This window comes from Prevotella sp. P3-92, from assembly GCF_002251205.1.
Lineage (GTDB): Bacteria > Bacteroidota > Bacteroidia > Bacteroidales > Bacteroidaceae > Prevotella.
In genome coordinates, this window is sequence record NZ_NPJE01000035.1 from 97,209 (window position 1) to 122,776 (window position 25,568).

At 47.1% G+C, this 25,568-nt stretch carries 19 protein-coding genes and 1 pseudogene; 13 read left to right on the forward strand and 7 right to left on the reverse strand.

What is annotated here, in order from left to right:
* Positions 1-44: 44 nt before the first annotated feature.
* The 3 genes and pseudogenes from CIK93_RS05540 to CIK93_RS05550 form a co-directional block, all read right to left on the reverse strand.
* Positions 45-2,717, reverse strand: a complete 2,673-nt coding sequence (locus CIK93_RS05540) for a 4-alpha-glucanotransferase (protein ID WP_094446801.1) — start codon at positions 2,715-2,717, stop codon at positions 45-47.
* Between the two features lie 141 nt (positions 2,718-2,858).
* Positions 2,859-3,086, reverse strand: a pseudogene (locus CIK93_RS05545) (MFS transporter); the annotation flags it as partial.
* Between the two features lie 91 nt (positions 3,087-3,177).
* Entirely contained in the window at positions 3,178-4,209 is a 1,032-nt protein-coding gene (locus CIK93_RS05550) for a LacI family DNA-binding transcriptional regulator (protein WP_094434408.1), read from the reverse strand.
* An 866-nt stretch (positions 4,210-5,075) separates the two neighbouring features.
* Between CIK93_RS05550 and CIK93_RS05555 the strand changes: the two genes are divergently transcribed.
* Positions 5,076-8,084, forward strand: a complete 3,009-nt coding sequence (locus CIK93_RS05555; RefSeq protein ID WP_094391185.1) for a PEP/pyruvate-binding domain-containing protein — start codon at positions 5,076-5,078, stop codon at positions 8,082-8,084.
* A gap of 33 nt (positions 8,085-8,117) precedes the next feature.
* On the opposite strand, the gene CIK93_RS05560 is transcribed toward CIK93_RS05555, so the two are convergent.
* A complete protein-coding gene (locus CIK93_RS05560; RefSeq protein ID WP_094446802.1) occupies positions 8,118-9,113 on the reverse strand; it encodes a YqiA/YcfP family alpha/beta fold hydrolase in 996 nt (331 codons plus the stop codon).
* A gap of 84 nt (positions 9,114-9,197) precedes the next feature.
* Here CIK93_RS05560 and CIK93_RS05565 point away from each other — a divergent pair, with 84 nt between their 5' ends.
* The 6 genes from CIK93_RS05565 to CIK93_RS05590 all read left to right on the forward strand — a co-directional run bounded on the left by CIK93_RS05565 (position 9,198) and on the right by CIK93_RS05590 (position 15,806).
* Complete coding sequence (locus CIK93_RS05565) at positions 9,198-10,736, forward strand: glycoside hydrolase family 43 protein (protein ID WP_094446803.1); 1,539 nt, start codon at positions 9,198-9,200, stop codon at positions 10,734-10,736.
* 35 nt (positions 10,737-10,771) lie between these two features.
* Entirely contained in the window at positions 10,772-11,449 is a 678-nt protein-coding gene (locus CIK93_RS05570) for an MIP/aquaporin family protein (RefSeq protein ID WP_094391188.1), read from the forward strand.
* Positions 11,450-11,672: 223 nt separating this feature from the next.
* On the forward strand, positions 11,673-12,218 hold the full coding sequence (locus CIK93_RS05575) for a hypothetical protein (protein WP_094434418.1): 546 nt from the start codon (positions 11,673-11,675) through the stop codon (positions 12,216-12,218).
* 232 nt (positions 12,219-12,450) lie between these two features.
* Complete coding sequence (locus tag CIK93_RS05580) at positions 12,451-13,452, forward strand: class II fructose-bisphosphate aldolase (RefSeq protein WP_094446804.1); 1,002 nt, start codon at positions 12,451-12,453, stop codon at positions 13,450-13,452.
* Positions 13,453-13,727: 275 nt separating this feature from the next.
* Positions 13,728-14,240, forward strand: a complete 513-nt coding sequence (locus CIK93_RS05585) for a hypothetical protein (RefSeq protein ID WP_094446805.1) — start codon at positions 13,728-13,730, stop codon at positions 14,238-14,240.
* Positions 14,241-14,576: 336 nt separating this feature from the next.
* Complete coding sequence (locus CIK93_RS05590; RefSeq protein WP_094446806.1) at positions 14,577-15,806, forward strand: L-serine ammonia-lyase; 1,230 nt, start codon at positions 14,577-14,579, stop codon at positions 15,804-15,806.
* A 15-nt stretch (positions 15,807-15,821) separates the two neighbouring features.
* On the opposite strand, the gene CIK93_RS05595 is transcribed toward CIK93_RS05590, so the two are convergent.
* Complete coding sequence (locus tag CIK93_RS05595) at positions 15,822-17,174, reverse strand: tetratricopeptide repeat protein (protein ID WP_144007566.1); 1,353 nt, start codon at positions 17,172-17,174, stop codon at positions 15,822-15,824.
* Positions 17,175-17,746: 572 nt separating this feature from the next.
* On the opposite strand from CIK93_RS05595, the gene CIK93_RS05600 reads away from it, so the two are divergent.
* The gene (locus tag CIK93_RS05600) at positions 17,747-18,688 is read left to right on the forward strand and encodes a hypothetical protein (RefSeq protein WP_094446808.1); all 942 of its coding nucleotides are present in this window, start codon (positions 17,747-17,749) and stop codon (positions 18,686-18,688) included.
* A 137-nt stretch (positions 18,689-18,825) separates the two neighbouring features.
* A complete protein-coding gene (locus CIK93_RS05605) occupies positions 18,826-19,341 on the forward strand; it encodes a hypothetical protein (protein ID WP_094446809.1) in 516 nt (171 codons plus the stop codon).
* A gap of 87 nt (positions 19,342-19,428) precedes the next feature.
* On the opposite strand, the gene CIK93_RS05610 is transcribed toward CIK93_RS05605, so the two are convergent.
* Positions 19,429-20,493, reverse strand: a complete 1,065-nt coding sequence (locus tag CIK93_RS05610) for a DUF4831 family protein (protein WP_094391194.1) — start codon at positions 20,491-20,493, stop codon at positions 19,429-19,431.
* 23 nt (positions 20,494-20,516) lie between these two features.
* Positions 20,517-22,031 (reverse strand): NAD(P)H-hydrate dehydratase, encoded by a 1,515-nt coding sequence (locus CIK93_RS05615; protein WP_094440496.1) that lies wholly within the window; start codon positions 22,029-22,031, stop codon positions 20,517-20,519.
* Between the two features lie 91 nt (positions 22,032-22,122).
* Between CIK93_RS05615 and hpt the strand changes: the two genes are divergently transcribed.
* The 4 genes from hpt to pgeF are packed head-to-tail and all read left to right on the forward strand — an operon-like array spanning position 22,123 to position 25,243.
* Positions 22,123-22,668 carry a hypoxanthine phosphoribosyltransferase gene (hpt, locus tag CIK93_RS05620; RefSeq protein WP_094440497.1) on the forward strand — a complete coding sequence of 182 codons (546 nt, stop codon included), beginning with the start codon at positions 22,123-22,125 and terminating at the stop codon, positions 22,666-22,668.
* A gap of 32 nt (positions 22,669-22,700) precedes the next feature.
* Positions 22,701-23,273, forward strand: coding sequence for an adenylate kinase (locus tag CIK93_RS05625; protein ID WP_094434434.1), 573 nt, complete (start codon positions 22,701-22,703; stop codon positions 23,271-23,273).
* Positions 23,274-23,283: 10 nt separating this feature from the next.
* A complete protein-coding gene (gene obgE / locus CIK93_RS05630; protein ID WP_094434436.1) occupies positions 23,284-24,456 on the forward strand; it encodes a GTPase ObgE in 1,173 nt (390 codons plus the stop codon).
* Complete coding sequence (gene pgeF / locus CIK93_RS05635; RefSeq protein WP_094391199.1) at positions 24,446-25,243, forward strand: peptidoglycan editing factor PgeF; 798 nt, start codon at positions 24,446-24,448, stop codon at positions 25,241-25,243. The genes obgE and pgeF overlap by 11 nt, the downstream gene beginning before the upstream one ends.
* Positions 25,244-25,568 lie beyond the last annotated feature (325 nt).

Genomic DNA, 25,568 nt, shown 5'->3' on the forward strand with positions numbered 1-25,568 from the left:
ATTGTTATTTTATGAATATTGTCTCTCGGTTGTGATGAGGAGCTTTACGACCTGCCAGTCTGTCGGATAAGGGTGCTGATGGTGTCGGTCAGCTTGCTGTCGGCCATCAAATCCTCAATGTTGAGATGCATGCGGTAGCGCCAATAGTGTTTCGGATTGGCTGGAATATTGATGCGCTCGGCATCGGCATCGGGTAGGCGGAGACGTTCATCCATAGCCAACCAGTCCTGAATGCTTAGGATGCAGAGCATGGACGGGCATGCCAAATGACGTGCGATGATGTCTTCTGCCAACCATCCGGGGAGTGGATGGGGAGCAACGCCGTCGCGATAGAGCATCGTGTTGTAGTAGTCTTGAGTGCGGTTGTAATCTTCGTCCCACCACTGGCGAAGGGTCGGCATGTCGTGACTTGATATGGTGCAGACCGAACGGTAGTGATTGCTGCTGAGATGACCAAAGCGCACTGTGGGCGACTTGGGCATGCTTTGCAGTTCCAGACTGAGTATCTTCAACTCGTTCATCACCCAGGGCACGCAGTCGGGCACCATACCCAAATCTTCTGCGCATACCAACATGCGGGTGGCTTGTACCAACTTAGGCAGTTTCTTCATTGCCTCGCGATACCAGAACTGGTTATTGCGGCGATAGAAGTAGTCGTTGTAGAGTCGGTTGAAAGCCGCCTTATCGTTGTCGTAGAGCGATTCATAGATGAAGTCGAGCTGGGCGGAAATGCGTGGATGGAACATGTTGGGATCGCGGCGGTCGCGAACAAAAAGTACGTCGCTTGCCAAGACATATAGTCCATCGCGCAACCATAGGTCTTCCTGACAGGTTGTCTTTGCAAAGCGTGCTTCTATCTTGCGCTGTGTATCTACCTCAGCTTTCATGCGGTAACGCTCGCCATCGATGCGTTCGAGATAGGTTTGGCGAACCTCATCAGCACGCTCGTGGAAGATTCGGTCCAATACCCAGTCGGTAATGAAAGGTTCGGTGAAGCGTTGCTCTTGGAAGTTGAAACCATACTGTGCTATCTCTTCGCGGCTCATGGCCTGCGAAGGAGAAAACTGTCCGAGAAGTCCGTGAACGCTGTCGGTGGGGATTTCCCAAATGCGGAAGAATCCTAAGACGTGGTCAATACGGTAGGCATCGAAGAACTGTGACATGTTTTGGAAACGACGAACCCACCATTGGCAGTCGTCTTTCAGCATTTCATCCCAGTTGTAGGTAGGGAATCCCCAGTTTTGACCGTTCACCGAGAAGTCGTCGGGTGGTGCACCGGCCTGTCCGTTGAGGTTGAAATATTTGGGTTCCATCCATACATCGCAACTGTAACGGTTGACACCGATGGGGATATCGCCCTTGAGAATGACACCTTTCTGCTTGGCATAGTCGTGCGCTGCTTTCATCTGTGATGACAAAACGAACTGCACGAAATAGTAGAAGGCTACCTCCTCGTAGGCTTTAGTGCGAGAGTTTGATAAGTTTTGGCGGTCATCCTCATTCCATGTGTTGTGGTCTTTCCATTGAGTAAAATCGGCTGTACCATACTTATCTCTCAGATATGAATACTGAGCGTATGGTACGAGCCAATTCTGAGTCTTCTGGAAGAATGCCTTAAATTCGGCACTCTTCATCGTCTTTTTACCTTCTTGAAGATAGAGTTTCTGCAAATATGCTAATTTAAATCTGTTTACTGCTTCGTAATCAATCTGTGGCAAAGCGTTCAAACGCTGGCGCTCTGCCTCGGAAGACTTGCGATCTGCCTCATCTGCCAATGCGGGTAAAGCGCGAAGATCGGCATACTGAGGATGGATGGCAAAGATGCTGATGCAACTGTAGGGATAGGAGTCGGTCCAGGTGTGCGTAATGGTTGTGTCGTTGATGGGCAACAACTGCAATACGCGCTGACCAGTCTTGACTACCAAGTCTATCATCATCTTCAAATCGCCGAAATCACCAACACCCGCACTGCTCTTGCTTCTCAGCGAGAATACGGGTATCAATGTGCCTGCCAGTTTGTGATTGTAAATCTCGAAAAATGCCTGATCGAGATGATATACCACTACTTGGCCCTTCGACATGGTGGGCAGACTGATGCTACGGTTGTAGCCACATTCCCATAGTTGGATGCTGCCTGAAGCGTCGGTGATGACGAACTTCAGTTCTACAGGACCGTTGTGCAAGGGTGCTGCATCAATGTCAATTGCCCATTCACCATAGTTATGGAGGGTCATGGGGAGTGACTTCTCAGGATTCCAACCGCCCAATGAGGGAGCAGAACCTATTACTGCCAATCGCTCGCCATTGCGCAACTGTGGCGCACGAACGGTGATCCGCACTGTTTGGGCGAAAGAGGTAGCCTTCATCTGTTGAGGCTCCTGGTGGTTGATGCAGTCTGTAAAGGCGCTACTGTATAGATATGAGTCATCGGGCATACTGTTCCATCGGTCGTAGATGGTATATTCAGTAGCCGTGGTGCTGGTCATGTCCAACAGGTGTCTTACCATCTGCCATTCGTAACGGTCGCCGTTGCTGCCGCCAGACACCTTATAATAATAGGTGAGGGTAGTGGCTTTGCTCTGTGCTAAATCGCAGTACCAATCTGTGCCGTTGATGGTTGTCATGCGGTACGACTTCACCTCATGGCCTTCTATGATGTTCAGCGATACTTCTTCGCCGAAGTTTGTATTGTATTCAATATGGAAATGTAGAGTCATATTTATATGAGTTATTGGGTTTCTCGGTGCGAAAGTAAGAAAAAAAACTGTACCTTCTGGTGCTCCAATCAAACTATTTTTATCTTAAGACGTGCAAACGTTTGCATTACTTACGCTCCCTTTTTGTCTATCAAAGACACAAAAACGGCACCACGTCTTGTCGCTGAGACTACCAACTATCGGTTGTACGAGGATTCCCATCAATGGTGGGAGAATCCAGAATTAACTCAAATCGTGGGAGTCTGCTCCTAAAGTAGCAAAAATACGCGAGATATTTGCGCTTTGCAGGGCGTAGGCAATCTGTACACCGAAGAATCCAAAACTCAAATTCCAGAGATTCCAGAATGAAAGATCAGGTTTTTGTGTCATTGTTATTATTGTTTTTTTTTGTTTAACGTATGAATGAATGTTTTGTGTCGTATGGTATCATGTTGCTTGCCGTATATTATAATATGCTATGTTAGCGTGTCGTACCTCTGATAACCAGTCGGGTACGAACTACACGCAGTTCTACTTCGTCCTTGGGAATACTGCCTTCCACTTGTCCTATTAGAATGTTGGCAGCCTCTTCGCCTACGGCAATACCGCGCTGCTCTACTGTTGTCAGCATTGGGTCGCTGGCTTTGGCACGGTCACTATTGGTAAATCCGCAGATACTGATGTCAGTAGGAATGCGGAATCCCATGTGCTTGGCGGTATAGAGTATGCCGATAGCCGTGTCATCGTTGATGGCAAAGAATGCATCGGGTCTTTCGCCTTCTGGTAATGATAGAATTTCTGGTGTAATAGCCTCGGCTTGTGCGCGGTTGTCACATAGTTTAACGAAGCCTTCATGTTCTTTCAAACCATGTTTTGCCAAGGCATCGTGATAGCCGTTATAGCGGTTCTTCGACAGTTCGAGATTCATGGGAGAACCATAGAAAGCAATGCGTTTGCAGCCGGTATCTATCAGATGGGTCACGGCTGTATATGCTCCCATATAGTCATCTACCACAACTCGCGAACCATTCACACCTGTACAGATGCGGTCGTAAAATACCAAAGGTACGCCATTGTCCATCAGTTTGCGGAAATGGTCATATTGCTTGGTGTCCTTGGCTTGTGACACAATGATGCCACACACCTTATTCTTATAGAAGGAGTCGCAGATAGCCACTTCCTTATCATAGCGCTCGTTGCTTTGTGCCACCATCACACGATAGCCGCGTGCACGTGCTTCTTCCTCAATGCCCGAAAGTACCGACATGAAATAGTAGTGCACAAACTCAGGAACAATTACTCCTATCACCTTCATGGGCTGTATCCTACTGTGACGCAGGGCTTCACCAATGACATTAGGATAGAAGTTGCGCTCCTTTGCGTAGGCTTGGATGCGTTTCTTTTGCGATGCGCTAATGCGTGGACTGTCCTTCAAGGCACGGCTCACGGTAGCTACGGAAACGCCCAATTCGCGGGCGATATCCTTCATTGTTATAGGTATTTTATCACTCATGGTTTTCAGTTGTTGGCACAAAAGTACTTATTATTTTTGAAAACAAAGGTGATTTTTGACGTAAATCAATAAAATCAGATGCATACGTTTGCATTAAAAAAACATCGGATTTGACCTGAAATACTTTTGCCAAACATCTGAAACTCCTTGGCAAAACATGATCTGCAAATACCGATCAGTTTCATTTCTATGCGATATTTGTTGCTTTTGATGGAGAAACAGCAGCACCACAGATACGCTTATGGCCATGTTGTGGTCGAAGTGTGGTCGAAATCCCATGATTTGAGCATTCGACCACAGCGTAAGGTACTAACAGATAGGATATTGCAAATATCTGTGGTCGTGTGGTCGAAATTTCTTAAAAACTAAATTAACTATGTGCGAGAGTATGGCTGCTTATTCGTCATGACTTCTCATCACTAAACCGATGGCAACAGGGTGTTCGAATATTCCTGTGTTTTTAGAATCGAACACCGATATAATGTGCAGTAATACACGAAGTTATTTCAATGTGGTGTTCGATGTTCTATCAGAAACAATAAACTAATTCGCGTGCGCACGTGTGCGCATGCGATACATTATTATCTGATTTCAGATGAAGAGATGCTACGCATCTGAGGTACTCACGTTCAAAAATACTCAAATAAATTCGGCATTTTCTTCACTTAATCGTACCTTTGGTCTTACAGACCTTAGGTACTCACGTTCAAAAATGCTTAAATAAATTTGGCATTTTCTTCACTTAATCGTACCTTTGGTCTTACAGACCTTAGGTACTCACGTTCGAGAATCCAAAAGAAAAAACGAGTTTTCTTTTGTATTCTTCTCACTTAATCGTACCTTTGTAATCAAATAAACGTACTACAATGAGCACAGTACCACAGCAATGGAATCAGTTTTATCTGAAAGACGTATCGTTTGTCAACCTCATGACACGACGCATCTTCAATGTACTTATAGTTGCCAACCCCTATGACGCCTTTATGTTGGAGGACGATGGCAGAGTGGATGAGAAACTCTTCGACGAGTATATGGAACTCGGCATGCGCTATCCACCATCGTTCAGTCAGGTGTCAACCACCGAAGAGGCAGAGCAAGTGCTTAAAACAACCGATGTCGATCTGGTGATATGTATGCCAGGTAATGCCGACAACGATGCCTTTGCTGTGGCGCGTGACGTGAAACGCATGGCACCACAGATTCCCTGTGTGGTGCTGACACCATTCTCACACGGTATCACCAAACGTATAGAAAACGAGGATATGTCTATCTTCGACTATGTGTTCTGCTGGTTGGGAAACACCAACCTCATACTCTCTATCATCAAACTGATAGAAGACCGGATGAATATCGAGCACGATATCAACGAGGCTGGCGTGCAGATGATACTCCTCGTAGAGGACAATATACGTTTCTACTCTTCTGTATTGCCCAACCTCTACAACTATATTCTGGCACAGAGCAAGCGCTTTTCTACCGAAGCGCTCAATCCACATGCTGCAGCACAGCGCAAACGAGGACGCCCCAAAGTGGTGCTTGCCACCAACTACGAGGATGCGATGCGCATCTATGAGAAGTATCATGAAAATACCTTGGGCGTCATCAGCGATACCCGATTCCCCATGCATACCCCACACGGACAGTTGGCACAGGTGCAGGATGGCGATGCTGAGGCTGGACTGAAACTGTTGCGCGAGATACGCAAGCGCGATGAATATGTGCCACTCATTCTGCAAAGTAGCGAAAGCGAAAACCGCGCAAAGGCAGAAGCCGAGGGCTTTGACTTCATCGACAAGAACAGTAAGAAGATGAATGTTGACCTGCGACAGGTGATAGAAGAACACATGGGATTCGGCGACTTCATCTTCCGCGATCCGCAAACCCATGAAGAGGTGTGTCGTGTGCGATCGCTGAAGGAACTGCAAGACAATATCTTCAAGATTCCCAACGACTCGATGCTCTACCATATATCGCGCAACCACATGAGCCGCTGGCTCTGTGCAAGAGCCATCTTCCCCGTATCGGCATTCCTCAAACATGTCACCTGGCACAAGCTACAGGATGTCGATGCCCACAGACAGATTATCTTCGATGCCATCGTGCAGTATCGACACATGAAGAATATCGGCGTGGTGGCAGTATTCGACCGTCTGAAATTTGACACCTACAGCCACTTTGCACGCATTGGAGAAGGTTCGCTCGGAGGAAAAGGCCGTGGCCTGGCATTCCTTGACAACATCATCAAGCGCCATCCCGAACTCAATCAGTATCCTAATGCGCGAGTCATGATACCGAAGACCGTTGTGCTCTGCACCGACTACTTCGACCAGTTTATGGATAAGAACAATCTCTGGGGCATAGCCCTCAGCGATGCCAGCGATGACGAGATACTCCATCACTTCCTCAAAGCACAGTTGCCCGATGCACTCATTGCCGACTTCTTCACCTTCTTCGATGCGGTCAAGTCGCCAATCGCTGTGCGCTCGTCGTCGCTGCTGGAGGACTCCCATTATCAGCCCTTTGCCGGTATCTACAGCACCTATATGATTCCTTATCTCGACGATAAGTATGAGATGCTCCGTATGTTGGCATGTGCTATCAAAGGCGTGTATGCATCGGTCTATTATAAAGATTCGAAAGCCTATATGACGGCTACTTCCAATGTGATCGACCAAGAGAAAATGGCTGTCATACTACAGGAAGTGGTGGGCAAGACCTATGGCGATAAATACTATCCGACCTTTAGCGGTGTGCTCCGATCACTCAACTATTACCCGATAGGCGATGAGACTGCCGAGGAAGGTATTGCTTCGCTCGCCCTTGGGCTCGGTAAATATATTGTTGATGGAGGGCAGACGCTGCGCGTTTCGCCCTATCATCCCAATCAGGTGTTGCAAACCTCAGAGATGGAAACGGCACTCCGTGAGACCCAGACACGCTTCTATGCACTCGATATGAGTAGGGTGGGCGATGATTTCCAAGTGGATGATGGCTTCAATATCAAGAATCTGAGAGTGAAAGAAGCCGATAAGGATGGGGCGCTCACCGGTATTGCTTCCACCTTCGATCCCTACGATCAAGTGATTCGCGACGGTATCTACGAAGGTGGACGAAAGATTATTTCCTTCTGTGGCGTACTCCAACACGGGGTGTTCCCACTGCCAGAAATATTGCAGATGTCGGAGCGCTTCGGTGCCGACGAAATGCGCCGCCCGGTGGAAATAGAGTTTGCTTGCAATCTGGAGAATGGCGAACAAGGCAAGATGAACGGCAATTTCTATCTGTTGCAGATACGACCTATTGTCGATTCCAAGCAGGTGCTCGATGCCGACCTCGATGTCATCAGCGATGAGAAATGCTTGTTGCGATCTGCCAACTCGTTAGGACACGGCATTTCGGAAGATGTTACCGATGTGGTATATGTCAAGACCAACGATGATTTTACGGCTTCAGAAAATCCGTATATCGCCGACGAGATAGAACAAATCAACAGACGATTCCTCAACGAGGGACGCAACTACGTACTGGTAGGACCGGGACGATGGGGATCAAGCGACTATTGGTTGGGCATTCCCGTCAAGTGGCCACACATCTCTGCAGCACGCGTTATCGTGGAAGAGGGACTCAAAAACTATCATGTCGATCCCTCGCAAGGCACTCACTTCTTTCAGAATCTCACCTCCTTTGGCGTGGGTTACTTCACCATCAATACCTATACGGGTGATGGCCTATTTCAGAAAGAGGTGCTCGACAGTATGCCTGCTGTGGAAGAGACACCACATGTGCGCCATGTGCGCTTCGACAAGCCGTTGAAGATCATGATGGACGGCAAGAAGCAGAAGGGTGTTGTACTTCTGCCCGATGCCGAACAGTAAACGGAAATAGGCTGTGGGAAGGGGTGACCGACTTTACTGTCCGCCCAAACGCGAGAAGTATTCTATCACCTCTTCCCATGTCTTGAAGGTGTCGCTGCCGTATTCCAATAGCGTGGCCATGGTGTCGGGAGTTTTCTCGCGAGCTATCAGATAGTCACCATAGAGCAGATGGCGCTGGTTGGTAAATACGGTGTGACCCCAGGCAGGAACACCCACATACTGCGTCAGCCAGTCGGTAGTGACGGCATACTCGGCAGCATCGCTACTGGGCGATGGTGCTACGAAATACACCTGATAGTGCTCAATGAGCATGCGGATAGCTTTTGCCATCGAACTCGTTGGTTTGTTGTAACTGTCGGCAAGAGTCTCAGTACCTATATATATAATAGGTCGTTCGCGTTGCTCCTGGCTGTCGTCAATCCAACGGATGACCGGCAGCACGGAGTGCATAAACGATTTGTCGTTCATGCGGTGCTCACCATGGAAATGCAATGCCTGGCGATAGTGATCATGGAAGTCGGCATAACCATCTACGGTTGTGTCTTCATCGCCAAACAGTCCATAGACCAGCGATTGCTCATCGTCGGTCACTCCCTCAAAACAGTGTTCACAGAAGTCTTTATACTCTTTAGCCAATGCCTTGGTCACGATAAACTCCTGCACTCCGTCCTGTCGGGGGTTCTGAAAAGTCTGTGCCCCGATCATGCCATGACTCTTCATCGTGTCGCCCATCTGTAGGGCAGGGTTTACACAGATGCGAGCATAGCCATAGAGACGCTCGGCATACATGCCACCCATCGATGTGCCGATAATCAGATGAGGCTGCTCCTTCTGGCAGATGTTCTGTAGCAAGGCGATGGCTTCATCGGGATGCAAAGGCAGATCGGGTGCAATCACATGGGCGTTGGGCATCACTTCGCGAAGGCGTGCCACAGTGCCCGACTGTCCGCTTGAAGCAAAGCCATGAACATAGAGTACGGTCTTTCCCGACATCAGTTCGGGATATTGTTGAATGTAAGGATTTTCCATTGAAGTGAAATTTTTTGCAAAGTTACTGATTATTTGCGAAATATTTCGTAACTTTGAACCCAAATATGACTAATAAATCGTAACATGAGAAAAGTATTTCTACTATTGATGACATGGGTGGCTGCTGTGACCGTTTCTGCTCAGCCCCTGCGCAACCCTATCATTCCAGGTTATCATCCCGACCCAAGTATCTGTCGTGTCAACAACGACTTCTATCTCGTCAACTCTTCATTTCAATATTTTCCAGGTGTACCCATCTTCCATTCCACTGATTTGGTCAATTGGAAGCAGATTGGCAATGTGCTCGACCGTTCCTCACAACTGAATCTGAAGGGTGCGTCGTCATGGTTGGGCATCTATGCACCTACCATTCGCTACCATGAAGGTGTGTATTATATGATCACCACCAATGTGGGTAATGGCGGCAACTTCATGGTAACAGCCAAAGATCCAAAGGGCCCATGGAGCGAACCGATATGGCTTGAGCAGCAAGGCATCGATCCATCGCTGTGGTTTGAAGATGGCAAATGCTATATGATGTCTAATCCCGACAATACCATCATGCTCTGTGAGATAGACCCTGCAACGGGCAAACAACTCACCGAGAGCCGCCCACTGTGGCAAGGCACTGGTGGACGCTATCCCGAAGGACCGCACATCTATAAGAAAGATGGCTATTACTACCTGCTCATCTCTGAGGGTGGCACCGAATTGGCACACCGTCTGACCATAGCACGCAGCAAAGATATCTATGGTCCCTACGAGTCGAATCCCGCCAATCCGATTCTCACCAACTGCAACATGAAGGGACAGACGATGCAAATACAAGGCACCGGACATGGCGATTTCGTTCAGGCTGCCGACGGAAGTTGGTGGATTACCTTCTTGGCATACCGCAATTTCGGCGGTTCATACCATCATCTGGGCAGGGAAACCTATCTTGCACCCGTTGAATGGAAGAAGGGTGAATGGCCTGTGGTCAATGGTGGTAACGCTATCGATACACTCATGCAGGTGCCGGCGCTCTTTGGCACACTTGCCGACAGCGTGAAGAGTCAGCATGACATCAATCCCAAAGCCCCACAATGGGTGTATATCCAGAATCCCATCGCCGACAACTATCGCTTTGCCAAAGGTGGTGTCACACTGAAAGCGTCAGCCAGTACGCTGACGGAGAACAGTCAGCCGACATTCATCGGACGCCGACAGGAAAACAACACCATGGTTATGGAGACCGAGATTGATGTGGCTTCGCTGGATAAAGGATGTGAGGCTGGCATCACGGTCTATCAGATCCATGACGGACACTTCGACCTTGCACTCGTCAAAGACGACAAGGGTGGGGTGGAAGTACAAGCTGCCTATACCATCAAGACACTCCATCAGGCGCAGAAGGCAATGCTGGCAAAAGCCAAGAAGGTGCGTTTGCGTATCACTGCCGTTGCCGACCACTATGTGTTTGAATATGCTGCCGACGGTGCACCGTTCACAACGATGTCCCGTCAGGCCTGTTCGTTGGTCAGCACCGAAGTGGTGGGTGGCTTTACCGGAGTTGTCGTTGGCATGTATGCCCAAGGCAAAGGCGCTGCCCGTTTCAATTATTTCGACTATATAGAAAACTAATCATCAACAAATATATTCACTAAACACGTAACACGATGAAGAAGTACTTAGCAGAAATGGTAGGCACATTCGTGCTGACCTTCTTAGGCTGCGGTGCAGCAGTAAGTTTGAATTGTGGTGTCGATACGGCATCAGTAGTGGGAACGGCTATGGCTTTCGGTATCTCGGTCATTGCCATGGCATATACCATCGGCGGCATTTCCGGTTGCCACATCAATCCTGCTATTACGCTGGGTGTATTCCTCAGTGGACGCATGAATGGCAAGGATGCCGGCATGTATATGGTGTTTCAGACCATTGGAGCCATCATAGCTGCTGCAGTACTATCGCTCCTGGTATGGACCGACCCCAGTTTGGTGGAAGGTACGGCAACTGGCGCAAACGCATGTGCTTCCAATAATGTGTTCAACGGATTGTTGGCAGAGGTGTTGCTCACCTTCCTTTTCGTCCTCGTGGTGTTGGGTGCTACCAGCAAGACCAATGGTGCTACCAACAATTTTGCAGGTCTTGCCATCGGTTTGTCGCTCATCCTCATCCATCTCGTAGGTATTCACTATACCGGAACATCTGTGAATCCCGCTCGTTCCATCGGTCCTGCCCTCTTCCAAGGCGGTCAGGCATTGAGCCAACTCTGGGTTTTCATCGTCGGTCCGTTTGCCGGTGGCGCATTGGCAGCAGGGGTGTGGAAGATGATTGCACCCGATGGAAAATAAGTATATCGGCTCTGTAGCAACAGAAACAGTTTGATGCGGTCGTTCTGACTGTCATCCATCAATATGGCGTGGCTCCTGCAGAGGGAGTCACGCCATTGCTATGTTAAGCAATGTCAATGGCGCACAGTCATCATGGGGTGCTGTGTAAACAGAGTGAAAAGAAGTATAACAATACTTGCAAAACGATGGTGTTGGGCAGAATCTTTGTATTTTTGCCGATGAAATGGAAGCACAAACATATCATACAGGCATTGCCCTGACACTGCTCACACTACTGTTGGCAGTGGTGGAAAGTCATGCAGAAGAGGCTGACAGCTGTAGCCATCAGCGCCAACTGGTAGTGGTCGATATGGAAACGGGTGTTCCGCTGCGCAACGTGGAGGTATCTACCGACGACGGACAGCACATGCGTACACCGTGGAATGGTGTGTTCTGTCTGCGCAATGGTTATAAAAGAGTTGATCTGGCTTGCCCCAACTATCAGAGTCGCTATCTGTTTCCCGACGAGGTGAAAGGCGACACCATCGGACTGTTGCCCAATCTTAATGCCCTGCGCGAAGTGATAGTCTATGGGCATCGGCGCGACAAAACGGCAGCCATCAATGCCCATCTCAACAAGGTGGATGCTCAGTTGATGCAGAAAATACCTGTCGGTTTCAATCCTTTGGCATTGGTGGGATGGGCCATCGGCAAGATAGTTGGTCCGAAGGGACCTTCCAAAGCTGAGCGCCAACGGCAGAAGCAGCAGGCTCTGCTCGATAATTATTAACCCACCTTCGGGTGTCTAAAGCGTAAAGTGCAGGTGGCGGATGGATATGAAGAATGGCAAAAAATGGAATGTGGATTTTGCAAAATGGCAATTGACCAACTGATATATATTAATAATGTGTAAAGATGAGCTACAAACGGATAACTTTTTGTTACCACATCTGACACTTTCAAATATTTTTTTCTACCTTTGCATCAGAATTTAACTAACATATATAAAAATATAAAAGAATATGGTAAATTACAAAGACCTCGGCCTCGTAAACACTCGTGAGATGTTTAAGCGTGCCGTTGCTGGCGGTTATGCTATCCCAGCATTCAATTTCAACACTATGGAGCAGATGCAGGCTATCGTACAGGCTGCTGTTGAAACAAAGTCTCCAGTTATCATGCAGGTTTCTAAAGGTGCACGTAACTATGCTAACGGAACTATCCTCCGCAACTTGGCTAAGGGTGCTGTAGAGTATGCAAAGGAACTCGGTTGCGAGCATCCTGAGATTGTGCTCCACCTCGACCACGGAGATACTTTCGAGCTCTGCAAGGATTGTATCGACAATGGCTTCTCTTCTGTAATGATCGACGGTTCATCACTGCCTTACGAGGAGAATATCGCACTGACCAGAAAGGTTGTTGACTACGCTCATCAGTTTGATGTAACTGTTGAGGCTGAGCTCGGCGTACTTGCAGGTGTTGAGGATGATGTAGTTGCTGCTGAGTCACACTATACCAAGCCTGAGGAAGTTATCGACTTCGCTACACGTACTGGTTGCGATTCACTCGCTATCTCTATCGGTACTTCACACGGTGCTCACAAGTTCACTCCAGAGCAGTGCACGCTCGTGAACGGTGTGCTCGTTCCACCGCCACTCGCATTCGACGTACTCGCTGAGATCGAGAAGAAACTCCCCGGATTCCCCATCGTTCTCCACGGTTCTTCATCAGTTCCTATGGAAGAGGTTAACACTATCAACAAGTACGGTGGTCACCTTGAGGCTGCTATCGGTATTCCTGAGGATCAGCTCCGTCAGGCTGCTAAGTCTGCTGTTTGCAAGATCAACATCGACTCAGACTCTCGTCTTGCCATGACTGCTGCTATCCGCAAGCACTTAGCTGAGCATCCTGGAGATTTCGATCCACGTCAGTATCTGAAGCCTGCTCGTGAGAACATGAAGAAGATGTACATCCACAAGATTGTGAATGTGCTCGGTTCTGATGGCAAACTGGCTCAGTGCTAAGTCTATTCATCGCGTAAGCGATAGATAACAATACTATAAATCACTCTGTTGTCCGATGGATGGCAGAGTGATTTTGTTGTTTTGTTAATAATTGTTCCTTTGCTGTTAACGATTGTTCTTTATAGCATCAGTCCTCTATGTTGTCGTTAAATTACAATAATACGCTGAGTTAAAAGATGATAAACCAATAGATACTGATATAAATAGATGTAATTTTGCGCTATCGATGACATGTTGCATCGGTATATTTTTTTAATAACAAATATATTAGCATTATGAAAAAGATTGGTATTATGATGTTGCTTTGCATGCTGGCGATAGGTGTGCAGGCACAGGAAGAGCGTTGTCCACTGCATTATGAAGGTTCGTTCTCTATGGGAGCATCTTCCAAAGATTTGTCTTTTATGGGTGCAAACATTGATTTGGGCTATTCCCCCATCGACAGGTTGTCTATCCATGCACTGGCACACTCCGATTTCTTTATCCCCAAACTTGGTGCAACCAAAGACTATAACAATGCCGTTAACTTAGGAGGCGGTATCGGCTATCAGTTGCTCAACAACAAGAATTGGCGTATGGGAACACTCGAACTCCGAGGAACACTGACAACATCGTTGGGAAGTTCTACGTATAAGAATACTTCGTATGGTGTGGGACTGTATTTCTATAAGCATTCCAATGCACAGCGCTTCCAACCTGTTATTGGTATAGGTTTTAATGCCAGAAACTTCCATGGTAATGTGCCAAACTTCTATGGCCCCTATGCATCGTTGGGTATTCGCTTCTGATGCTGTGATATTCGCGCTTTGTAATGCGCATTAGACCATGATAGGAGGTGGCTGTCGTTAGACAACACCTCCTCTTTTTATTTAGGTACTCACGTTCGGAAATGCAAAATAAAAGCGAGCATTTATTTTGCATTTCACTCACTTAATCGTACCTTTGACGTATTGCATCTTAGGTACTCACGTTCGAGAAAACAAAAAGAAAACGAGTTTTCTTTTGTTTTCTTCTCACTTAATCGTACCTTTGGTCCTATGGACCTTAGGTACTCACGCTCGGAAATGAAAATAAAAGCGAGCATTTATTTTGCATTTCACTCACTTAATCGTACCTTTGCAAACATGAAATCATTAAGAGAACTATACCGAATAGGTAAGGGTCCATCGAGTAGTCATACGATGGGACCACAGAAGGCTGCGCAAATCTTTGCCAGTCATCATGGCGACGCCCATTCTTTCGAGGTGACACTCTATGGCAGTCTGGCTGCTACGGGACGTGGCCACATGACCGATGTGGCTATCAAAGAAGTGCTTGAACCCATCGCTCCGTTGCAGTTGGAATGGCAACCGCAGGTGTTTCTGCCGTTCCATCCTAATGGAATGAAGTTTGTGGCGCGCGACGCGAACAATAATATAATAGATGAGTGGATCTGTTATAGCGTGGGAGGCGGTGCTCTTTCAGAAGGCGAACACCCGCGCTGGTTTGCTGATCAAAGTGAAGTATATGAGCTGAATACCATGGCTGAGATTCAACAGTGGTGCGAGAAAAGTGGTCGCAACTATTGGGAATATGTCGGCGAATGTGAGGATGAAGGCATCTGGGACTATCTTGCTGAAGTTTGGAAAGCCATGCAGGAGAGTGTGGAGCGCGGCATCGACCACGAAGGCGTATTGCCCGGTCCGTTGCATCTGCCTCGCAAAGGTCCTACCTACTATGTGAAAGCCAGCGGTTATAAACAGTCGTTGCAAACCCGTGCCTTGGTTTATGCCTATGCACTGTCGGTCAGTGAGGAGAATGCTTCAGGTGGTACCATCGTTACCGCCCCCACTTGCGGATCGTGTGGCGTATTGCCTGCCGTGCTCTATCACTTGTCTCGCGGTCATAAGTTTAGCGATATTCGTATTCTCCACGCTTTGGCTACTGCCGGTATCTTTGGCAATGTGGTGAAACGCAATGCTTCTATCTCTGGTGCCGATGTAGGTTGTCAGGGCGAAGTGGGTGTGGCTTGTGCCATGGCATCTGCCGCAGCTTGTCAATTGTTTGGTGGTAGTCCGTCGCAGGTGGAGTATGCAGCCGAGATGGGATTGGAGCATCACCTTGGAATGACATGCGATCCGGTGTGCGGTCTGGTGCAGATTCCATGTATTGAACGCAATGCTTTCGCAGCTACCCGTGCTCTCGATGCCAACCTTTACGCTGCTTTGTCAGACGGTAGCCACCGTGTTTCGTTCGACCGTGTAGTGAAAGTGATGAAGCAGACTGGTCACGACCTGCCGTCGCTCTATAAGGAGACGAGTGAAGGTGGTTTGGCGCGTGCCTATCAGTTGCACAAAGAGGAACGCAGAGACTGACAAGAGAGCGGAACACTACTGCTTATTGTTTTTGACTCTGGATTTATAGGTGCGCAGCGAGTCTTCGCTCACGCAGAGAGCTTTCGCTATTCTTTCTTTTGAATAGCCCATGTGGACGAGTGTTTTAAACATCATCAAACGAGGTGACGAAATCTCATCTTTGCTCTCCAACTGTTCCACGAAAGATGCATCCTGCATGCGATAGTATTCCATAAACGCTGTGAAGTCGGGCTTACGCCATAGCAGAGTGTTGCCTCCTTGTTGGATTTCCTCATAGCGTTGTTTGCCTTTGGCAAGCAGTTGCGACTGATTTTTGCGCAGCATATCTACTTCCTTATGCAGTAGTTTGATATCTTTTGCAGATTGTTCCGAGGCCTGTAGTACGCTTTTTAGTTTCTCTCGATTCTGCAATGCATCATTTTTGTGGAGGACGATTTGCTTCCGATAGTGTCTATGTCGGATGACATAGACGCTGGTGACAATGCCGAAGAGCGCCAGCAATCCGCAACAGATGGATAACAGTTTATGGCGTTCTTCGCGTGTTTCTTGTGCCATATATTCCTGTTCCATCATTCTTTGTATCTCTTTGATGCTGTCTTGTTGTTGAATCAAGGCCATACTGTCCTTTAAAGCAATGATTCTTTTGGCTACCTGATGGGCATCATGTTCGCGACTTTGTTCGGAAAGGTATTGGTGTTGCTTTTCAAGAACGTTTATTTGAAAGCTGAGGTCGGGAGTGCTGAGTGCTTTGTTCCACAATATCATTGCCTTTCCTTTTTTGCCTTGTTGGTAGTATGCATCAGCAATGAATCCATATAGTTTCGGGTCTTTAAGTTCGAGTAGTGCTTTTTCATATAGTGAAATGGCTCGCTGAGGATCGATTTTTTCCAAGGTCCTGCCCATGTTCCCCAAAAGATAATTTCTTTCTTCTTGGGGCATGTATTTGGCAAGTGGTAGTGACATGTTGATATAATGGCAGGCGCTGTCTATGTTTTTGTATTCAAGATATAAAGAAGCAAGTTCGTTCAATGTAATTGCTTTCCAAAGGTTGTGGTCTATTTTGTTAGCACTATATAGCTTTTTCCTGCAGTATTTTTCCGCTTCTTGAAAATTGTTATCTTCGCTGTTGTAATAGAAAAGATTGTTATATATCTTGATGTTGAGTAGATCGTCTTGAAGATTTTTTGCGATTAGCTCTGCCTTTTTCTCCAATGCAATGGCTTGTTTTTTTCTTCCTTTTATGTATAAGATGCCGCTTTTGTAGTGGTATGCGTTGGCCAATCTTTTTGGATCTTTGTGTTGTTCATAGTATTTAATGGCGAAATTGATAATGGAATCATCTTTGAAGGGTTCTTCTTTTTGCCACATAATTTCTGTTTTTAATAAATAGTATAAAGCAGAATCAGATGTGGTTTTTTCTGTTGATAATTCAATTTTATTGAATGTCGTGTATGCCGAGTCAAGAAGGTCTTGGTTGAGAAGCCCTTCTACGATTTGAAGTTCCTGATTTGCTTTATTGTCACAACAGATGTTGCAGTATATCATTAAAGCAATGAATGTAATTTTGATTGTTTGAATAGTCCTCATAATTGTGTTAATGTATGACAAAGGTAGTGAAAATAGAACGATGTTGCAAGCAATTTGTGACAATTTAATAATAGGTAGTATCACGCATGGATTGTAAATGTCAGAATGATAAATAGATAGGTTTTTTTAAGAATGTTGCAAAATAAATGTTAAAATATAGGGTAGGGCGTTTTGACGCGAATTAAGTTGTAATTTTGCATCAACAAATGTGGCGCATTTGTAGGTTAATGCTCCATATTGTTTAGATCAGAATACCGATTCGTATTATAGCGCACTGATTGAAGAAGGTATTAATTAAAAAAAAATAAAGTGACTTAAGAATGCGCTTGATTAGGTTGTTAAGAAGAATAATTATGAAAGGAGTTGTTTTTTATGTGACTATTATCTTGTTAGTCATGTCGTGTGTTTCAGAAGACCAAACGAAAGAGTTGGATCAGATGGTGTCAACAACGCAAACAACTGTGTTGCCTCCAGAATTCGTTGAACTTAAAGCCCAGATGGAGACTCTTAATGTGGAGGTGTCCAAAGGGAATGAGCAAGTAATCACAAGAGGGGGTTGGGTTAAATGGTTTAAAAAAATCATCGGTGTTACTGTAGCTGACGCAGTAGGCGGAATCGTATGTTCGTGGTTTGGTCCTGCTGGAACTGCAGCGGGTGCAACTGCTACATCAGGTTTGGTTGCTGCATTTCTTGATGAGCCAGTTATAGAAATATATACTCGCTCAAAAGGTGATGATGAGTTGTTCCCTCCGATGAACCCAGATGATAAATCTATGAATAACTTGTTCCCAGGTGATGTGTCGGATGAACTCTTGACCATAGGCGACAGCATTGGATATTTTCATAATAGGATATTGCTGGATATCAAGAATGAGAATCAGGGACAAAAACTCTCACGTGATTCTATCCTTGCATGTATTGCACAGAAGACGAGCGAGTTTTATCGGGTTGACAAAAACGAGATAAAACAGGATTTTGCGAACAACAAGGAACTCTTTGATTTTGTTGCAGGAGGCGATTATCAATCTGTTAATGGCGAGGATCTTCACGATATTATCGCAGCTTGGATTGCAAAATATCCAAATAAACAAGGAGAACTGACACTTCTGGAAACCTTTTTTTCCGGTCTTAACAATATTGATGTAGATGAGAATGATGGTGATTATCTCATGAAGGTTTTAAAGCTTGTGGATAATTCTGAGCTGAGCGAGGAAATAAAGAGAAATCTGCGAAATGCTTTCATTGTTGGCAATGCAAGCTACCAATTGTGGAACGTGCCAGATACGCGAGAATAACTTAACAAGTGTTACAAGTGCTGTATAGGTAGTTAAATAATCATTATTAACGATATGAAATAGTGTTTAATATAGATGATAGTTAGATATTCTGCATATATTTGCACCAGAAAAATAATAACGAACAAGAGTAGATTATGAGAAAAGTATTGTTTATGGCTGTGATGCTCTGCATGACAGCAGTGGGTGCAAAAGCCCAAACAGAGAATGTGCCTTTGCATTTCGATGCATCGTTTACAATGGGTATGCCAGCCAAGGAACTTTCGCCCATGGGCGCATCGTTCGACCTCAACTTCACACCCATCAACCGTCTGTCTATCCATGCGTTGGCACACACCGACTTCTTTATTCCGAAGAATGGCGCTACGAAAGATTATAACAATGCAACGAATATCGGAGGCGGATTGGGCTATCAGTTGATCAGCAACGAGCGCAGTCGCCTGGGGGCATTAGAGCTGCGCGGCACAGCATCTGTATCGGTGGGAAAGAGCGATTTTTCCAACTCTACCTATTCGCTAGGCCTGTATTTCTATAAGCATCCCACGGCACAACGCTTCCAACCTATTGTCGGCGTGGGCTTCTCGATGCGCAATTTCCATGGCAACCAGCCTACTTGTTATGCCCCCTTCGTGTCGCTTGGATTCCGCTTCTGATGTTCCCCCGACACTGCACAAAAGCCTCGTAGCAACGTTGCTACGGGGCTTTTGTGCGTTATATATTATATATATAATTCGGTGTGCCTATTTTGTAGGCATGTCGGCATGTATTGTCTCTACAGAACCCGTAACGGGGTTAAGGGTCATGTGGGTGACATAGCGTTTGAAGAGTGAACCGCTGCGCAGTTCTACAAAACCAAACTGTGCGGCATAGAGGTTGAACGATGCCAACTGATGGTCTTCGCGCAACAGGGTAAACTTGATTCTTCCGGGTACGTTGACAAAGAATCCACCGTCCTTTTTATTCTCAGGAATATCATATTTCTGCAATGTGGTATGGTGCTCATCTTCAATGTTCATGTAGTAGGGGATGCCCGACAGATCGTCTTTATCTACCAGACCGATCTTCTTGTTGAGGCGGAAAACAACTTCGCGCTTCACTTCTTTCTCCGGACAAATCGTGATAACCTGCTCTACAGTGTCGCGTGTAGTGGTGCCAAGAAACATCGACATGAGTGCTTCGCGCTCTTTGTCGAGCTGGTCAATCATCAGTTGCAACTGATCTTTATCGGTCGGCACGTCTTCCGCCTCACCGCTGATGAGCATTTGACGATGGTTTTGTATCTCAAGAATCTGCTGCACGGTCAGTTCAGCCATCTTTGCCACACTACCTGCCGACAATACTTCGGCACTGAGATACTGTTTGGAATCGACAGGTGCCTTGCGTGGCGCAGGTTTGAAAGGCTCTTTCACTTTCACTTTAGCCGGTTCGGCATTGACCGCCTGAAGCACACCGTCGTCGCTCAACTTCACTTCTGCAGTAGCACTCTTACCTTTCAGCATGACGGTATAACACTTTGATGTGTCGCGAACACCAACAGGTGTGAGTCCGTAACTGACGATGCTGTGGGTCACTTCCTCTTCCTGTGCAATGCCAGAGAGACGTAGAAATTTCTCCGCATATTTACAAAATTCGCCCGGCTTGTAGGTCTTTTTCTCAACCAGCAGATTGAGTTGAAACACCGTTTTGGGTAGGAAATATACCACACCCTCTGGAGTCCTTCCGGGTTTCAAAGGTGTTGATACCGCCTGTGCCATGGTGATGATGCTCACGAAGAGCAAGGGCAGTGTGAGTATGTACTTCTTCATATTAGTCAATAGTTGTTATGTTTTTATTCTTTTAATCTTTTGAATGCTCGAGGCAGATAATCGATGATGTCGCTTGCCGTGAGGCTCTCTTCTCCCAAGTCGCGTGCAGCGAGGTCGCCAGCCAGTCCGTGGAGATACACACCCACAATACAAGCATGTTGAGGCTCATAGCCACGTGCCAATAGTGCGGTAATGATTCCGGTGAGCACATCGCCACTTCCAGCAGTTGCCATCCCCGCATTACCTGTCGAATTGAAACGTATATGTCCGTCGGGCATGCAGATGGCGGTATATCTTCCCTTTACGATGACATAGCCATGCAGTCGTTCTGCCAGTTGGTGAGCTTTGGTTAGTCGTTCAAAGCTATCCACCGATGCACCTTCCAGTCGGTCCAGTTCCTTGGCGTGTGGGGTGAGTATGATGCCTTTGGGCAGCTGTTGCTTCCATGCGCGATGACTTGCCAGGATATTGATGGCATCTGCGTCAGCCACAATGGGGCAGGTGGCGCGTCGCAACTGTGCGATGAATGGTATGGCAGTAGCTTCGTTTTGTCCTATACCAGGTCCAATGCCCAGTGCTTGGAAGTTTTCTGTATCTACCGCTTCAGTGATGATAGTCTCTTCATGGTCGAGCTGCAACACCGCTTCGGGCACTGCCACTTGCATGATCTGACAGTTCTTGCGTGGAGTATGAACCGTCACTTTTCCAGCGCCAGCACGCAGACATGCCTTGGTAGCGAGTATGGCAGCACCTGCCATGCCGTAACTTCCAGCCATAATCAGTGCGTGTCCCATCTGTCCCTTGTGGGCGAAAGGATTGCGATCTTTCAACAATGGCCTGACATCAGACTCTTCGATGACGGTGTAGTTGGCATCTATTTTACTGATACCCTCCTGACTCAGTCGAATGTCGAGTGTTCGCAATCGGCCGATAAACTGTTGGTTTTCAGGGAAGAGAAACGAGAGCTTGGGTTGTTGCAGCGTCAGTGTGACCGATGCCCTGATGATGTTAGAGCTGACATTGTAGGTATTGTCTTCACTCATCAAGCCAGAAGGCATGTCGATAGCCACGACCTCAGCCGGCGAAGCATTGATGTATTTCACCAGTGAGGCAAATCCACCCGCCAGCGGTTTGTTGAGTCCCGACCCGAAAAGTCCGTCGATGACAAGCATTCCCTTCTCCAGTTGTGGCGGGTCAAACTCTTGTGTTACCTCTACAAATTTCTTGATGTGCTTACATTCCTGCACTCTCCGTTTGTTGATCAGACAGTCGGGCGATAGTCTGCCTCTTATGTTGAAGAGGAAAACAGCCACTTGATACCCTTGCTCGCCGAGGAGTCGTGCCACGGCAAGCGCATCACCGCCGTTGTTGCCAGGGCCGGCAAAAACGACAACTTTCACTGAGCTGTCCCATGTATTGGCAATGGTTCTTGCCAATGTGGAAGCTGCTCTTTCCATCAGATCGATACTCTGAATGGGCTCATGCTCAATGGTATATCGGTCAAGCTCACGAATCTGAGCGCTTGTAAATATCTTCATTTCACTGCAAAATTAGCAAAAATATAGTAATATATAGTCATACTTTGCTGAAAATTTAGTAATTTTGCAAGAAATTTTATATTCCTTATATATGGGAGTCGTAAAGATCAAGGACAAAACATTCGAGACATCGATATCAGAATCGCAAATCAAACAACGCCTCAAGGAGCTCGGCAGCCAGATCAGTGCCGACCTGAAGGATGACAATCCGCTGTTTATGGCGGTGCTCAACGGATCGTTTATATTTGCCGCCGACCTATTGCGCGAGGTGACGATTCCCTGTGAAGTGACATTTGTCAAGGTGGCAAGCTATGAAGGTACAGCCTCTACTGGTAAGGTGAAGCAGTTGATCGGTGTGAACCAAGACCTCACCGGACGCACAGTGGTTATTGTGGAAGACATCATCGAGAGCGGTCTGACCATGCGCAGCATCCTCAACGAACTGCACAACCGCCATGCCGAGCGTGTGTTGATATGTACGCTGACGATGAAACCTGACCGCTTGCAGGAGCAGCTCGATATTAACTATGTGGCATTCACCATCCCCAACGACTTCATTGTGGGCTATGGTTTGGATTATGACCAACAAGGTCGTCAGTTGAAGGAAATTTACAAAGTAAAGACAGATAACGAGTAAGGATAAACTTTTTAATTTTATTTGGAAAAGAAATGAAGAATATTGTAATCTTCGGAGCTCCCGGCTCCGGTAAAGGAACACAGAGCGATTTGCTCATCGAGAAGTATGGCTTGGGTCATATCTCTACTGGCGATGTGCTTCGCAACGAGATTAAAAACGGAACAGAATTGGGCAAGACCGCTCAAAGCTATATTGAAAAGGGTGCGTTGATTCCCGACGAGCTGATGATTAGCATCCTTGCCAATGTGTATGACTCATTTGGCAAAGATCACGCCGGAGTAATCTTCGACGGTTTCCCCCGCACCATTCCACAAGCTGAAGCACTGAAGAAAATGCTTGATGAGCGTGGACACAAGGTAGCAGCCATGATTGAACTCGACGTGCCCGAAGAGGAGTTGATGACTCGACTCATCAAGCGCGGAAAGGAAAGTGGTCGTGCCGACGACAACGAGGAGACTATCAAGAAGCGCCTCGTAGTATATCATTCACAGACCATGCCCCTCGTAGAGTGGTATAAGAAGGAAGGCCTTCACCACCACATCGACGGACTTGGCACTCTGGATCGCATCTTCGGCGATATCCAGAAAGTAATCGATAATCTTTAATACGACTGATATGCCGGAAAGCAATTTCGTTGACTATGTGAAAATCTGTTGCCGTTCGGGTAAAGGCGGACGTGGGTCTATGCACCTGCGCCATGTGAAATACAACCCTAACGGCGGCCCCGACGGGGGCGACGGAGGCAAGGGCGGAAGCATCATTCTGCGTGGCAACCACAACTATTGGACGTTGTTACACCTGAGATACGAGCGCCATATCTTCGCCGAACACGGCGGTAATGGCGGTCGCGACAAGTGTCACGGCACCGACGGCAAGGATATCTACATCGACGTGCCCTGTGGCACGGTGGTCTATAATGCTGAAACCGGCAAATATGTCTGCGATGTAACCTACGACGGACAAGAGGTGATGCTCCTTAAAGGCGGTCGAGGCGGATTGGGTAACTATCAGTTCCGATCAGCCACCAACCAGGCTCCGCGCTATGCGCAGCCCGGTGAACCGATGCAGGAAATGACTGTGATCCTCGAACTGAAATTGTTGGCAGATGTCGGCCTTGTCGGTTTTCCCAATGCCGGCAAATCCACACTGGTCTCAGCCTTGTCGAATGCCCGTCCGAAGATAGCCAATTATCCCTTCACCACGATGGAGCCCAGCCTCGGTATCGTGGGCTATCGCGACCACAAATCGTTTGTGATGGCAGATATTCCCGGTATCATTGAGGGAGCCAGCGAAGGCAAAGGACTCGGTTTGCGATTCCTCCGCCACATTGAGCGCAACTCGCTATTGCTCTTTATGGTGCCTGGCGATACCGACGATATCAAGCGCGAATACGAGATACTGCTCAATGAATTGCGGCAGTTTAATCCCGATTTGATCGATAAGCACCGTGTGCTGGCGGTCACCAAGTGTGATTTGCTCGACGAGGAACTGATCGACATGTTGCGCGAGACTCTGCCCGACGATCTCCCCGTGGTATTCATATCGGCTGTTGCCAACCAAGGTCTTGACGAGCTCAAAGATGTGCTTTGGGCAGAACTCAACGACGAAAGCAATAAGTTGGCTACTGCCATCGGTGAAGAGAATATCGTACACCGCGACAAGGATATGTCGATGTTTGCACAGGAAATGGCGGATGAGGGCGAAGATGAAGATATCATCTACCTCGACGACGACGACCTTGAGGATGTTGACGACCTTGAAGATTTTGAATACGAAGATGAAGAATAATCTGCCCCAGTGGCACGATTACGATATGGGAAACGGCGTGATTGCCTTCAGCACCACCAGAAAAGGTGGATGCAGCGAGGGCAATTACGCCGCTTTTAATATCAATAGATATTGTGGCGACGACCCTGCCCACATCGAAGCCAACCGCACAGCGCTCTGCCAACGCCTTGGCATCGGTATGGCGCAACTCGTAGTGCCCCACCAGGTGCATGCTGCCGAGGTCAAACAGATAGGCCGCGACTTTACCGAACAGCCTGCTGTGGTGCGTGACGAACTGACAGACGGTTTCGATGCGGTGATGACCGATGTGCCGGGCATCTGTGTTGGCGTGTCAACAGCCGATTGCATTCCCGTGTTGATCTATGATGCGGCACACCATGCCGTATGTGCTGTCCATGCCGGATGGCGTGGCACCGTACAGCGTATTGTGGTCAAAGCCATTGAACGCATGCGTGCTGCTTACGGTACACAACCTTCTGAGCTTACCGCAGCAATAGGTCCTGGCATCAGTATCGACCATTTTGAAGTGGGCGATGAGGTCTATCAGCAGTTTGTTGATGCTGGCTTTGAGATGGAACCAATCAGCCGGCGATACCAGAAATGGCATATTGATCTGCCCGAATGTAATCGTCGCCAGTTGATTCAACTTGGTGTTGACCCTCAGCGCATCATCTCTTCAGGCATTTGCACTTATGCGCAGTCGGATATGTATTTCTCTGCGCGCCACCTTGGAATAGACAGTGGTAGGATATACAACGGCATCATGCTGACTCCCCATCGCGATTGACGGTGATGGGAGCATGCTGTTGCGATTGATATAGTCGGTTTCTGCGTGTGTTTTTGAGTATCATTGAAACCGCAAAGTATCAATCAATTACACCATTTGAAACGGTCTGTTTGCTTGCAAATTCAATGAATTTGCTGAGTAAAATCAATGAATTTGGTCTGCAATTTCAATGAATTTGGTCTGCAATTTCAATGAATTTGACTTTAACTGATTCTACTTTACACTTTTCTTGTTATTTTACTAAATTACTTCACTCTCATTTTATTCCTTTACTGAATCACTTTACAATGCAGGAAAAGTGTTACTAAAACGCTTTACATAGCGT